This is a genomic window from Leisingera sp. JC11, assembly GCF_040704725.1.
In the GTDB taxonomy this organism is placed as follows: domain Bacteria; phylum Pseudomonadota; class Alphaproteobacteria; order Rhodobacterales; family Rhodobacteraceae; genus Leisingera.
In genome coordinates this window covers 1-12,277 of record NZ_JBFCVS010000041.1, presented here as the reverse complement: position 1 = coordinate 12,277, position 12,277 = coordinate 1, and the positions used below count along the sequence as shown (strand labels likewise).

The following is a 12,277-nucleotide window of genomic DNA, read 5'->3' as shown; positions in this document are numbered from 1 at the left end:
CGCCGTGGACGGCCGCCAAAGACAAGGAATGGAGCCGCTGATCACTGACGCCGGCTGATCACCGGGACCAAGCAAGTGGGGAATTTTACTTCGGCACTTTTGGGGAAAGTTCAAACGGCGTTGACACGTGCTGCCGGTGATGCCGAAGCAGAAGACCGTGGACACGCCACGACACACCTTCACGGACGACGAATACAAACGGTTCATGAGGGCTGCCGGTGAGTGTGCCAAACGCGGCGACGTGGTCCGTGGCGTCCAGATCACTGGCCATCATGCCAAGATGTTCCGCTTTGTCGTTCACACGTTCCTCCGGCCCACAGAGGGTGAGCTGTTCGGACTGAAGCACAAGGATATTCAGGTCAAAGGCGATCCGCCGCACTTGGAAATGAACGTCCGTGGCGGCAAGACCGGTGGCCGCACTAGCGTAACCATGCCCTTGGCTGTTCCTCTCTATCAGGGGACATTGAACCCATTCGACGAGAGCAGCCCGGATCGGAACAGCTATGTGTGGATGCCGGAATATTCCAACCGCAGGACAGCCATCAACACCGCCCGCCGCCTGTTCAACCATATCCTGGAAAAGGCCGAGCTGCTGGATGAAGACAGAAAGCTGTCTCCATACTCCCTACGGCATTATGCCATCCAGGCACGCCTCAGAGGCTCTCAGGGAAAGGTGAACCTTTATACGCTGGCCAAGAATGCTGGCACATCAGTGGACCAGCTGGAACGCTTTTACCTGAAGAACATGGCCCCAACGAAGGAACTGATCGAGAACCTTCAGACCCGTGGGGATGACTGACAAGGCGACGTGAATATTGCCATGTCACCAGTTCAGACCTTGAGCTGGTGAGCCGCGAAAGCTCACATTGAGCCCAAGTGCTTGGATGCTGCTCTGCGCACCAAGGTCTGGTTATCGACACGCTTTGCTGGCTGCGAGACAGCCTTGGATATTTTTGGTTAAACTCCTCCTTAGCAAAGGGGAGAGCTGTATGAGCAAGTTTAGAAATGCCCAACCTGCCGATGCGGATCGCTGCTTCGAAATCGAGACCTCCGCCTACGAAGGTGACGAAGCTGCAACCCACGCCAAGATCTACAAGCGGATTGAGACCTACCCTGAGGGCTTTCTGATCCTTGAAGTGGATGGGAGGGTTGTTGGCTTCATCAATTGCGGATGCGCTCACGAGGTCGAAATGTCTGACGAGGACTTCAAAGAACTTATCGGCCACGACCCTGACGCACCCAATGTCGTCATCATGTCCGTCGTCGTGGCCCCCACGGAACAAGGCAAGGGCTATTCAAGGTCGCTGATGGATGAGTTTGTCAAGCGGATGCAGCAGATGGGCAAGGCGACGATTCATCTGATGTGTAAAGAGCATCACGTGCCGCTCTACGAGAAGCTCGGCTATGGCTATCTGAGACCGTCTGCCTCCGACCACGGAGGAATGGCATGGCATGAGATGAGCATGCGTCTTTGAACCAAAACTTGTTGTTTCTCCGCAAAGCGGACACTTGGCCCTTCCAAAGGAAACGGTGGCTTTGTCCTGCCTTGGATACCTCCAGTATTGTCACCGAGAACGTCCAAATTCGACAGCCAGAGCATTCTGCGGCCATAGGCGTGTTGTCTGTGGCAAGCTTCCAGGGGACGCCGTTGGGGTAGCAAAGGAGACCCCAATGGCACTTGAGAAACAGTTCAAACTTGAAGCCGCCGAGAAGCCGAAGGCAAGCCAGCCGTCGAGCCAGCGCCGTCAAAAATTCATCGCCGCCGTCGACAAGCAGCTAGCGGGCATGCCGGATGGTGATGCCAGCACAATCAAAAGCACTTGGGTTTGGAAATCGGACCAGGGCGACTGGTTCATCTCGCCCCGCTACGGGAAAGCAGCACTTGAGCTGGCCCCTGGCCTGAACGCTATCAAATGCACCGATGCCAAGGACGTGGCTGAGAACCTTCAGAAGCTGAAGGCCCTCGCCAGCGAAGGAAAGCTGGATGATGTGCTGGAAGGTGCTGCCTCGGCCATCCGCAGCCGCTTCGGCAAATGAGACGGCAGGCGGGCTGCAGAACCAGTTTGGTCGGAGGCCGAACTCTAAACTCAGCCCGCCCAGCCCAACCAGCCAGTAATGCTCAAGGCACTTGCGAAGCACTTCACGAAGTGAAGCCATAGCCAATCTTTGGCCAATCGCTTGATCACTGCGTGATCAAGAACTGCGTTTGTATCTGTTTGGAATTTTTGGATTTTGGACATACTTCTCCTATCCGTTGAGGAGAAGCATGAGAGACCCGAAGGTCTGACAAACCATCCACACACGATTGCTTTCCAAAGCGCGGCTGGCGGCTATCCGGTCTCAGCCTACGTGCTGCTCAAACAGCGGACCGATATGCTAGCTTTACGTGGACGGCAGTTCGGCTAGCTCGGCGACGGCACTTCCCCGTCTCGTGATGACAATTATTTTGCTCTGGCTCTCTGATGGGGGCTTTCATCCTTCCCCCGCTTTCGCTGTCTCCTAACCCTACTTTTCGATGACGTCATGTCTGCCGACCTACTCAATTCGGTTCTGCACCACTGGCGGAGATTGCCGTGACCCTACTGGGTCCGATTGCATGACGCTTCGGGCTGTCTATGTGTGTGTTTGTATCGCGTTCCTGATACGAGAGAGCTGCGAGCTGTGTTCAATATGGCTGTGTGTGCGATGTGTTTCTGTATGTGGGGTTATTTATACGTCGGGGACTGTGAGTTTCCTGAATTTCAGGGCGATTTGGTGAAAAAGGGAGAATGTTCCCCAAACACAGGGGAACAGGGCAGATTATCCCACGGCCCTGGCGGCTTGCCCTGACTGCCATCCTGGCTGGTAAAAATAGTAAAAGTGCCATATGGATGTAGGCGCATGACTTTTACCATTTTTGGCAAAGCGGCACACTATAGCCTCAACACCTGCCCCTGGTCCCAATTCAAAAGTTCAGTCTGGACACTGATCACTGAATGCCGCTTTGAGCCGAGGCTGTTGTCCAGGTCAGACCGCCTCGCTGCAGCAGTATGTCGATCACAGTTCGAAGCAGCCGTTGCATTAATCTGGTTGCTCACCACAAGCGGACATCTGGTTAATTAGCCGCCAGCGGTCGGTGTGCAGGGCGGAGCAGTCGTTGACATTCTTCAGGGTCTGATGCCACCCGCTCGATCTTGCCTTGGGTCTGGGGATGATGCGGCGCGCCACGGACATGATCCATGCCCTTGTCATCAAGGTGTAGCGTGTCACACCCGGTTGCGAAGAGGAGCGTTGCTCTCGCGCTGGAACAGCGACTTCACGGAGGCGACGGCGCTGTTAAGGCTTGCGCGAAAAGCCTCGGCGCGCAGTTGATGCGCACGGGCCAGGATCTTGCGGATTTCGGCGTTGGTCGGGATTTCAAAGCTTATGTCGTTCATCGGTTTAGTCTCGTCTGCATTGTGACCCTGTGGGTCATTCGCCTTAGTAGATAGGGACATCCACAGGCTTTAAATCCCATGAATCGGGAAAGCCGCCATGAAAAGGATGCATGGCTTTCAGTCCGGGCCGCGTTCCTATGCCAACCCAATCGCCCCCCCCCGTGGCGACGCTGGGGCAGCGTCAAGTTGTTGACCTTGCACCATCTACTGCATAGCGCGGCCCCATGATCAGCCGTGCTTTCATGCCCCACCTGAAGGGCTACCGCTTCCCTCGCTCAGTCATTTCTTACGCGGCCTGGGCCTATTACCGATTTGCGATGAGCTTGCGCGATGTTGAAGTTCTGCTTGCAGAACGCGATGTCTTGGTTGTCCTCGAAACGATCCGGTCATGGGTGCGCAATTTCGGCCACAAACTGCGGCACAGGTCCGAAAGTCCCGTACGTCGCCGTTTGACAAACGGCACTTGGACGAAGTCGTGATCATGATCAGGTACCACGAACGGCACAATCCGTAGAACTGCTGGAACGCATCAAGGAGACGCTGTTCCCCGAATTGGAGGTGGAGCAGTTTCTGACCCCGGAGGCTGCGTTCAGCCTTGATGTGGAGGATGCAGATATGACTCTGCCTCCCCGTGATCCGGCAGCTTGAGGTCACAGCAGGAGACATAGTTTCTAACGGTCTGTGGATACCACCTTCCGCCTTTAGCGGTCTCCACGCCCCTCTCGTTCAGCAGCCTTGCAGCCCCGGAAAATGATCCTGCGTCGGCAACCGCCCGCTCGAACTCGGCACGCACAGTCTCGAAGAAATCCCGCTTTTCTAACCGCCGTTGGGAGGCCAAGGCTTGGGCATTCCGGCCAAGCACGGTTCCCCGCTTCTTGGCGGCTCTGAGCGCGGCTCTGGTGCGTTCTGATATCTGGCGGCGCTCCTCCTCGGCAAAGCAGGCCAGCAGATGCAGGAAGAAGGTTGAGACGTTCGGGTGCTCACAGACGGTCAGCTCTATGCCCTGGTCGATGATCCCCGATATGAACGACACCTTCCGGGAGAATCTGTCCAGCTTCGGGATCAGCAGCTTGGACCGGGTCTTCTTGACGAGGTTGATCGCGTTCCACAGTTCCGCCCGGTCGTCCCGTTTGCCGGATTGGATTTCGGTGAACTCGGCGATCACGTTGTCGGCGGGCTGAAGGAACTGCTCAACCATCGCCCACTGCGCTTCCAGCCCCAGGCCAGATCTCCCCTGCCGTTCCGTCGAAACCCGATAGTAGACAACATATTCGGCCATTCTGCTCTCTCCGTAGACGACAAACGTTGGTTTGTCGTAGACGACGTCCGGAAGGTTGGCCGGAATATCAACTGGCTTGAGGCTTTAGGGGTGTCGTCCATGCCCAATAGCGGACACTGGTGCAATCCGCCGCGAAGGAGTGGTCAGAGCCCCAAAAGGTCAGGTGTCACAGGACAAACAAACGGCAGTAACTGGCGGGCTGCCGACATTCAATTCGCGCTAAACAACATCCTGGAAATCACTGGCTTGATAGGGAACCAGCAGCTCTTTTACAGGAGCAAGAAAGCCCTCTTTCCGAAGCGGTTCCGAACCCATGTCAAGCAGTAGCTCGTCGTGATAATGGGCCATGTGCAAGAGCAGCGTCGCCGAGCGCGCCGCACCTTCCGGCATCCACGATTGTTTCCAGCGCTTTAATGCATCAATCGAAGCACGCATATCTTCTTCTTTTGGCAACGCAATGTTCCCGGCAACGACCTCGGAAAGCCAGCGGGCCTGTAGCGCAAAGGTCGTCACGCTCATGAAAGACGAGGCACGGCCGACAAAGGCCAGATTTGGCGTGTCAGGGTGCAGAATGTGCCGGTAAAGGTATATGCCGTCCGGTTCCTCACCCATTGCAGTGCGCAGGTCCTGGGGGAGAAAATCAAACCCGGTTTTCCAGCCGGTGCCAAAGACGACACAATCCACTGGCAGTGTGTCACCGTCTTCGAGGATCAGCTTTTTTTCGGTGAACCGCTGCAAGCCACTGCGATGCGCGGAAATCTCACCGGATCGGATGCTATCTATGAACCCTGGTCTTGGGACCATCGTCACCTCGGAATAGGCGTCAAACTCGATTGGGTGCTCGGGAACCAGGTTATTTCCATTGGCGATCTTCGTTCCCAGTTTTTGCTGGGTGCGCAGCAGCAATTCAACCACCCGCCAAAAAATCCACGGCAAAGGATATCCGGCGGTGTGAAGAAAACGAACGATAGGCGTTGGCCGAACGTAGGGCGGGATCATCGCGGCAACAAGCCGTGTCAGCATGCCCCACTTGAAGGGAAGCAGGCCCAGAAGTTTTCTGGGCACCGGCCAATGGGCGCTCCGGAAGACCAGATGTACCTCGTCGGCCACTCCGATCGCTGCCCCCGCGATGTCACACGCACTCTTGCCATAGCCGACAACAGCCACGCGACGTCCACGCAAAACCTCAATATCCTTAACCTGACTGCTGTGAAGAACCTCACCGAGAAAACGATCCTGCCCTTCGATCTCGGGCATCTGTGGTGTTTCGGAATAAAGCCCGGTGGCAATGACGACCAGATCGGCTTGTACGTTGTTGGTGCCACGCTCATTTTCGACTTCAAGCGCCCAACCATCGCCCGATCGCCGCAGCGCCGTAACGCGCGTGCCCAGTTGGAGACAGTCGCGAATACCAAAATGATCACAATAGTCTTCCATGTATTTCTGAAATTCAGGACCCGGCGTGTAATGCGACACGTTTTCAGGCAATGGGAAATCCGGGAATTCGTAGAGATCTTTCGGAATTTGCACGCCAAACCCATGATATCCGTCCGCCCAGACGCCGCCCAATTTGGGATTACGGTCGTAAATCGTACAGCTAATTCCTATTCTGCTGAGATTCTTGGCCGTTGTGAGACCGGAAATTCCCGCGCCGATGATAACAGCGTTCTTGATTTCACCCTGGATCATGGCGTTTCTCGCGGACCGTTCATTAGTTTTGAAACGCCCAACAAGACCGCACCCAAAATCCAGAACGTCAGGACATAGGCACCAAACAGGGTCCAAAGAATCCATGTCCAGATGCCTTGCCAAACTGTCTTGAATGGAGCCAGCCCCGGACGACCAAGCCGCGCCTGAAGAATGTTTAGCATGTGTAGAAAACCGACGATGGCTCCCATTGCGGTGCCGACAAGTAGATATGTGCTCATATTGGAATCCCCCCTATACCATACAGGAAAAATGCAACTCCTGAAACGAGCAAACGCGAGAATTATTTGGGCAGCGGTCATTCGGGCAGTCGCGGCGAAAGTTCTTTTTGTCTTCGCATGACCGCCATTCCTGGGAAACCTGCCCAGGTCTGCCATAGCGCCCATGTAAGACATTGGTGCTGGCGCGGCAAAGAAGCTTTCGGAGCCTATTTTTGCTTTCTGTTGCCTTGCAAGTTCTTGGCAGAACGGCGAAGTCGCGTGAACAGTGAACGAACAGCGCTGATTATGTGATCGCATTGCTGGCTACGACCGAATGCACAATCGGCGTCAATTTGGCGAAGGTCAGGCATTTGAGAATTTGAGGTTGGCATGTGTTTGCTCCTTCAGCGATAGGAACACGGTGCCATTGCAGGTAGGCGATTGCTTGAAGAGTGCAGCCAGATTTTCTTAAGAAATTTTCTGCTTTCTCGGATGGCCCACCTTGAGGCATGCTTTGCCTATGAGGGTCACTTTCGGAGATTGCGCCGTCGATACTGGTCGGCAGATGTTTTGGAAGTCAGGTAGGTCTGTCCGGCTTGAGCCGCAGGTCTTCGACGTGTTGGCATACTTCCTGCAGAACCCAGGAATAGTGATCTCGCGCGACGACCTTATTGAAGCTGTCTGGGGCGGCAGGATTGTCTCAGATTCAACAATTTCAACCAGGATCAATACGGTCAGACGGGCCATTGGCGACAACGACAGCGCCAATCGCATGCTCGAAACGCTGAGTAAGCGGGGCTACCGGTTCTCTGTTGAAGTCTCTAGCGACACACGGACAAGCCCAGATGGACCAAGCTCCGGGCACCAGGTCATCAAAGTTGCTCGGTCCGCGGATGGCACTGTCATCGCCCACGCCACGAGCGGCGAAGGTCCACCCTTGATGAGGGCCGGGCAATTCCTAACGCATCTGAACATGGATTGGGAGAGTGAAGTCAGGCGACCGACGCTTGATCGCCTCGGCGCACATTTTTCGCTGACGCGATACGATCAGAGGGGTACGGGGCTTTCGGGAAGCCCCGCGACGGACTTCACGCTCGAACGGCTGGTCGAGGACATGCTTGCTGTGGCCGACGACGCCGAACTCGACCGCTTTCCCATCTGGGCGACCTCACAAGGGGTGCCAGTGTCACTGGCATTCGCGGCGGCCCATCCCGAGCGTATCAGCCGAATGGTCTTGTATGGTGGTTTCGTTCAAGGCCGCGCTGTCCGTGAGCCTGAACCGAACTCAGTTCAGGCGGATACCTTCCTTGATCTCATATCAGAAGGTTGGGGCAAGCCCGGCGGTGCTTTTGGCAAGGCCTATGCGACGCTATTCATGCCCGACGCATCGGCGGCGCAGATTGATGACATGTGCAAGATGCAACTGGCCTCTGCATCACCGGATACTGCAATCGCACTGAGGCGTTCGATAGACACCTTCGACGTATCAAACATCCTCGACCAAGTACGGGTGCCGGTCCTCGTAGTTCACACTACTCAAGACTCCGTCAATCCAATAAGCCAAACTAGCTTGATGGCCTCGTTGCTGCCAGATGCACAGTTGAGGATCGTGGAGGGTAGAAATCACGTGCCTCTGCCGGGAACAGACGCATGGGAAACGATTATGCGCGTTTCGCTCGATTTCCTAAAGTCGGCTTAGTCCCGATGGCCGCCATTCCTAGGAAACCTGCCCAGGTCTGCCATGACACTCGAAGCGGACGTGGACATCCGCTCTGACGGTGCCACCGGGTTCTTGGCTGTCGGCTCAGATGATCGGGTTCGGAGCGATGGTGCCCACCGGAAACAGGTCAAAGTCGCTCCAGAAAACTTTGTACAGCAAGCACTGGTCCTGGCCGAGTATGTCCTTCCCGGCCTCGATGCATTCGGCCCGGACGCGTTCCCCGGTCTCGAAGCGAAACCCGATATCCCCTAGATTGTCGTCAAACTGGTACTGCGCTTTGCCGAAGTAGTTGACGTCGTTGATGATCAATAGATCAAGCAGCATTTCGCCACCTGGGTAAAATCTTACCATCAACGCCTCTCCATCAGCGTTTCTGATAGGGACCGATGCCGGGATACATGCCTGTGTCGTCAGGAGCGTTGCTGTTGCCGCGGCGAGTTTGAAAAACCTTGTCATTGCTAGATGCTTTCCTGGTTTGAAATCTGGGAGGCCGGGTGCCTAGAAGCCATCGAAACGCACGTGGAAATAGTACTGACCGTCCTGCTCGGAGATCGTGAGAGCGATTGGTGTGTCGATGCCGCTGGTGTTGGTCACTACGGCCCGGCACTTTCGCTGACTGGATGCTTCCGAATATGAAACCTGCTCAACGTCAGTGATGCTGACCGCCTTCGCCTTGCCGAAATTGATCGGGATATCAGGATAGAGGTCTTCGACCATGCTCAAGGATGCCTTGCTGTCGCACTTCGGCAGACTCGCCCCAACATAGACGCCTCCTGGCCATGCCGCAGTGATGAAGCCTCCCAGCACCAAGGCTACAATCCACGCCACCAATGGGCCGCTGCCGAGGCCTGTCCGCTTCGAGCGCAGGTAGATGTAGGCTGGGACGAGCAGCAGAATCCAAAGCAGCAAGCCGTTCACAGCATCCCTACGGCCACTTCGCTCAACAGCGTTCTGGTCGAGCAGCGCACAGATCGTGTTGGCAAAGAAAAACAGCAGGAACGACAGTCCGGGCAGTCCACCCGTGTTGAAAGATTCTGTGCCGTGCCTCAGCAAAATGACCTCGGCGAAGGCCATCACCAGAGGGACCGAGATCAGCATGTACAGCCAATGGTTCTGTATCTCGGTTGCAGGAACCAGCGGCGGTTCGCTCGCTTCCCTCATCCCAGGAACTTCGGCGGCCTTCTTCCAGTCGTCGGCAAATTCCTTGGTCCAGACAAGCGTCTTCTCTGTCAGCTCGCCGCTCTCGTAGCGCGCCCTCAGGTCGGGGAAAGTGACCGGCCCCAGACGCTCACCGCCGATGATGTAAAACCATTCTGTATTCGCTTCAGTCACACCGGACCTCCGTAATTTCTTGGCAGCCGTTGGCCTGCCGAGGGCCAGCCGTGTTTGGGGTCGCCCCGCACTCTGGCCAGAAGGCGATCCCTCCTGAACGGCTGAAGTCCAACGGGCTTAAATGGGCTGGGGTTGGAAAAGTTGGGGCGGCTGTGCAGCACACATCGCGGGCAAACCGATCCGTGTTGCTGATCGCCATGCCTGTCATCTGGCAAGGGTTCAGTGTGTTTGTCTGCATAGCGCCCCGATCAGCGAGCGCCCTCGCGGTTGACTGGTGATCGGGGTGTTGGAAATCCGCAGTGACACGGACCCTGTGCCTTTAGCCGGAGCCTGTTGTATAACACAGGCACCCCGACCATAGGTCAAAGGTGTTCAGCCGCTGAAACGGCCTAAGTCACTGAGGGGTTTCCACGCCCCAACATGGCCGCGTCTGCCATGTCGAGAGCAGTCGTAGCAGCTAACTTGCTGGAGCAAAAGATGTCTGTTTGGACGTGGGGGTAGCCCGCGCTGCGACAGGAGCGTAGCGGGGGTCATTGTAGTCGCATCAGAGCGATGGCACCAATGCAGCCTAAGAGTGAATTATCGGGCTGGTCGGGCTTTAGAGAAACCCCTAAAGATGAGTGGTGAACAGTCAATACAATCAGATTTAGGAGAAGAGATTGTTATGAAAACTTTAGGCCTCGCGCTTGGCGCCACTCTGGCTGTTTCATTTCCAACGATGGTTTTTAGCCACTCTGGCGGGCTCAATGCCAGTGGATGTCATGCAGGATCTAAGCCATACCACTGCCACCGTGCTCAAACATCTTCTCGCAAGACGACTACCAGAAGGTCAGGGTGCAACAGCAACTATTCTGGCTGCGTTCCGAATGCGAGTGATGTTGATTGTGCAGGTGGCGGAGGTAACGGCCCTGAATATGTCAGGGGGCCAATCCGGGTCATTGGCAATGACATTTATGGTCTCGACCGTGATGGTGATGGTTTAGCCTGCGAATAAAGTGCCTCAGAGTGTCCACAATCGATAGTGGACACTTAGACCTCCCCCTGCGCGCACGTCAGGTCGGCTTCACCGGGCGCTCACCAAAAACTTAGTGTAGCTGTCGATGACAGTGTAAATGCTCGCAATCCTGAAAATTTCTTTTTATTTCAATATATTGAACCTGATCCTTGGATGAGGTTTGGAAAGTTATGCACACAATTGTACAATTTCTTGCAACTGATTGGTTTCATTTCTGGTAATATGATTGAAAATCCTCGTGTCGGTGGTTCGATTCCGCCCCCGGCACCATTTCTTCAAAGAAAAACCGAACATGCAGGTGAAGCAATTGATTTTGCTGGCTTTGTTATTCGGCTGACGGGCGGTTTGCCCTACAAATCGCCGTACAGTATTGGGTCGGTCCCAAATGGTTTTCGCCCTCGCCGCTTCATCCGTCGCGCTGCTGCGGCGGGCCTGCCGTAGTTTGCCGGGATTCCGGGGAAGGGTCTCGCGTCAATGCGCCCGCCTGCCTGGAACTCCGGATCAGGGATCCGCAAATGTCCTTACTGCGGAATCACGGCTGGCGGCGCCGATCATTGTGATCATGGCTCACAGGGCCCTAGCAGCGAATTCGCTTCAGTGATGTGCTCCGGAGACAATGGTTTAGAGAAGAATTTCTTTATCAGCGGGAATTGGGCCGCGCGTTCCAGATCCGCCGGGTTAACCGTGGTGCTGACAATGACAACGGCAGGCACGGGATCAAGGGCCTGGAGCTGCCCGCCGTATTTCTCCAGGAATTCGAAGCCGGTGACCGGAGGCATATTGATATCAAGAAAGATCAGTTCCGGCGTATCCCCTCCTGCCTCGATGTGCTTCATTGCAGCTACAGGCCCGTCGAACAGCTCCACCCGTTCGAACAGCTGCGATCTGCCGATGGTCCGTTTTGCAAACTTCCGGTCCATCCTGTCATCATCTATGACGTAAGCTGTTTTTGCGCGGCTCCGCATTTGTTCCTACTCCAAATTCAGGTCAACGCTGAAGGTTGCGCCTTTCCCGGGCTCCGAGGCGACATGAACCACTGCACCGTGGTTTTCTGCCACACGCTTGCACAGGGCCAGTCCTATGCCCGAGCCGGGGAGTTCGTCATGACGGTGCAGACGCTTGAACAAGTCGAAGACCTTTTCCTGCTGTTCCTGCGGTATGCCCGGACCGTTGTCGGAAACCGATAGGCGCACCTTGTCTGCAGTATCAACGGGCAAGCCTTCGATCCGGACCCGGGCTCTCTGTCCCTCCACCCTGTACTTCAGCGCGTTTGACAGCAGATTGGTCAGCAGAACCCGGATCTGGAACGGGCTGCCCAGGACCGCGGGCAAAGCCCCCACCTGGATTTCGGCCTGCGAACTGGCGACCAGGGCATCCATGTCCTGGAGGATCTGCTGCACCATCTGCTGCAGATCCACCGGTTCCGGCGTGAACTGGTGGCCGACCACTTTCGAGTAGTCCAGCACATCATCCACCAGCTGCTGGGGAGCCTGATCTGACTGGTCCGGTTTGATTGTTAGTGCATGACTGGCCTTTGGTCCATCGGGACGATGGTTTCCGGCGCAGGCGGCCGGTATCCCAAGGCGCTGTGAGGCCGCTTAGTGTTGT

14 protein-coding genes are annotated in these 12,277 nt (G+C 55.7%); 6 read left to right on the top strand and 8 right to left on the bottom strand.

Going from position 1 to position 12,277, the window contains the following annotated elements; genetic code table 11:
- The first annotated feature begins 139 nt into the window (after positions 1 to 139).
- From AB1A62_RS21720 to AB1A62_RS21710, 3 genes are all read left to right on the top strand, one after another.
- On the top strand, positions 140 to 799 hold the full coding sequence (locus AB1A62_RS21720) for a site-specific integrase (RefSeq protein WP_366663546.1): 660 nt from the start codon (positions 140 to 142) through the stop codon (positions 797 to 799).
- 190 nt (positions 800 to 989) lie between these two features.
- Positions 990 to 1,475 carry a GNAT family N-acetyltransferase gene (locus AB1A62_RS21715; RefSeq protein WP_366663545.1) on the top strand — a complete coding sequence of 162 codons (486 nt, stop codon included), beginning with the start codon at positions 990 to 992 and terminating at the stop codon, positions 1,473 to 1,475.
- Positions 1,476 to 1,671: 196 nt separating this feature from the next.
- On the top strand, positions 1,672 to 2,037 hold the full coding sequence (locus tag AB1A62_RS21710) for a hypothetical protein (protein WP_366663544.1): 366 nt from the start codon (positions 1,672 to 1,674) through the stop codon (positions 2,035 to 2,037).
- Positions 2,038 to 3,245: 1,208 nt separating this feature from the next.
- Here the strand turns inward: AB1A62_RS21710 and AB1A62_RS21705 are convergent.
- A complete protein-coding gene (locus AB1A62_RS21705; RefSeq protein ID WP_366663543.1) occupies positions 3,246 to 3,416 on the bottom strand; it encodes an RSP_7527 family protein in 171 nt (56 codons plus the stop codon).
- A 224-nt stretch (positions 3,417 to 3,640) separates the two neighbouring features.
- Here AB1A62_RS21705 and AB1A62_RS21700 point away from each other — a divergent pair, with 224 nt between their 5' ends.
- Positions 3,641 to 3,895, top strand: a complete 255-nt coding sequence (locus tag AB1A62_RS21700; protein ID WP_366663542.1) for a hypothetical protein — start codon at positions 3,641 to 3,643, stop codon at positions 3,893 to 3,895.
- Positions 3,896 to 4,005: 110 nt separating this feature from the next.
- Here the strand turns inward: AB1A62_RS21700 and AB1A62_RS21695 are convergent, their stop codons facing one another.
- The 3 genes from AB1A62_RS21695 to AB1A62_RS21685 form a co-directional block, all read right to left on the bottom strand.
- Positions 4,006 to 4,695, bottom strand: coding sequence for a recombinase family protein (locus tag AB1A62_RS21695; protein ID WP_366663541.1), 690 nt, complete (start codon positions 4,693 to 4,695; stop codon positions 4,006 to 4,008).
- Between the two features lie 219 nt (positions 4,696 to 4,914).
- A complete protein-coding gene (locus AB1A62_RS21690) occupies positions 4,915 to 6,384 on the bottom strand; it encodes an NAD(P)/FAD-dependent oxidoreductase (RefSeq protein WP_366663540.1) in 1,470 nt (489 codons plus the stop codon).
- Positions 6,381 to 6,623, bottom strand: coding sequence for a hypothetical protein (locus AB1A62_RS21685; protein WP_366663539.1), 243 nt, complete (start codon positions 6,621 to 6,623; stop codon positions 6,381 to 6,383). The genes AB1A62_RS21690 and AB1A62_RS21685 overlap by 4 nt, the downstream gene beginning before the upstream one ends.
- Before the next feature lie 544 nt (positions 6,624 to 7,167).
- Here AB1A62_RS21685 and AB1A62_RS21680 point away from each other — a divergent pair.
- Positions 7,168 to 8,301 (top strand): alpha/beta fold hydrolase, encoded by a 1,134-nt coding sequence (locus tag AB1A62_RS21680; protein WP_366663538.1) that lies wholly within the window; start codon positions 7,168 to 7,170, stop codon positions 8,299 to 8,301.
- 105 nt (positions 8,302 to 8,406) lie between these two features.
- On the opposite strand, the gene AB1A62_RS21675 is transcribed toward AB1A62_RS21680, so the two are convergent.
- Positions 8,407 to 8,646, bottom strand: coding sequence for a hypothetical protein (locus AB1A62_RS21675; RefSeq protein WP_366663537.1), 240 nt, complete (start codon positions 8,644 to 8,646; stop codon positions 8,407 to 8,409).
- Between the two features lie 174 nt (positions 8,647 to 8,820).
- Positions 8,821 to 9,654 (bottom strand): DUF4339 domain-containing protein, encoded by an 834-nt coding sequence (locus AB1A62_RS21670; RefSeq protein ID WP_366663536.1) that lies wholly within the window; start codon positions 9,652 to 9,654, stop codon positions 8,821 to 8,823.
- 1,207 nt (positions 9,655 to 10,861) lie between these two features.
- Between AB1A62_RS21670 and AB1A62_RS21665 the strand changes: the two genes are divergently transcribed.
- Positions 10,862 to 11,110, top strand: coding sequence for a hypothetical protein (locus tag AB1A62_RS21665; RefSeq protein WP_366663535.1), 249 nt, complete (start codon positions 10,862 to 10,864; stop codon positions 11,108 to 11,110).
- Between the two features lie 119 nt (positions 11,111 to 11,229).
- Here AB1A62_RS21665 and AB1A62_RS21660 read toward each other — a convergent pair whose 3' ends face one another.
- Together AB1A62_RS21660 and AB1A62_RS21655 are read right to left on the bottom strand one after the other, a co-directional pair.
- Positions 11,230 to 11,634, bottom strand: coding sequence for a response regulator (locus AB1A62_RS21660; protein ID WP_366663534.1), 405 nt, complete (start codon positions 11,632 to 11,634; stop codon positions 11,230 to 11,232).
- Between the two features lie 6 nt (positions 11,635 to 11,640).
- Positions 11,641 to 12,144, bottom strand: a complete 504-nt coding sequence (locus AB1A62_RS21655; RefSeq protein WP_366663533.1) for an ATP-binding protein — start codon at positions 12,142 to 12,144, stop codon at positions 11,641 to 11,643.
- Positions 12,145 to 12,277: the final 133 nt, after the last annotated feature.

Excerpts from the sequence above, each read along its gene's own strand:
- AB1A62_RS21715 (WP_366663545.1), top strand. The coding sequence starts at position 990 with ATGAGCAAGTTTAGAAATGCCCAACCTGCCGATGCGGATCGCTGCTTC.
- AB1A62_RS21695 (WP_366663541.1), bottom strand. The coding sequence starts at position 4,695 with ATGGCCGAATATGTTGTCTACTATCGGGTTTCGACGGAACGGCAGGGG.
- AB1A62_RS21710 (WP_366663544.1), top strand. The coding sequence starts at position 1,672 with ATGGCACTTGAGAAACAGTTCAAACTTGAAGCCGCCGAGAAGCCGAAG.
- AB1A62_RS21685 (WP_366663539.1), bottom strand. The coding sequence starts at position 6,623 with ATGAGCACATATCTACTTGTCGGCACCGCAATGGGAGCCATCGTCGGT.
- AB1A62_RS21705 (WP_366663543.1), bottom strand. The coding sequence starts at position 3,416 with ATGAACGACATAAGCTTTGAAATCCCGACCAACGCCGAAATCCGCAAG.
- AB1A62_RS21690 (WP_366663540.1), bottom strand. The coding sequence starts at position 6,384 with ATGATCCAGGGTGAAATCAAGAACGCTGTTATCATCGGCGCGGGAATT.
- AB1A62_RS21660 (WP_366663534.1), bottom strand. The coding sequence starts at position 11,634 with ATGCGGAGCCGCGCAAAAACAGCTTACGTCATAGATGATGACAGGATG.
- AB1A62_RS21700 (WP_366663542.1), top strand. The coding sequence starts at position 3,641 with ATGATCAGCCGTGCTTTCATGCCCCACCTGAAGGGCTACCGCTTCCCT.
- AB1A62_RS21720 (WP_366663546.1), top strand. The coding sequence starts at position 140 with ATGCCGAAGCAGAAGACCGTGGACACGCCACGACACACCTTCACGGAC.
- AB1A62_RS21675 (WP_366663537.1), bottom strand. The coding sequence starts at position 8,646 with ATGCTGCTTGATCTATTGATCATCAACGACGTCAACTACTTCGGCAAA.
- AB1A62_RS21680 (WP_366663538.1), top strand. The coding sequence starts at position 7,168 with ATGTTTTGGAAGTCAGGTAGGTCTGTCCGGCTTGAGCCGCAGGTCTTC.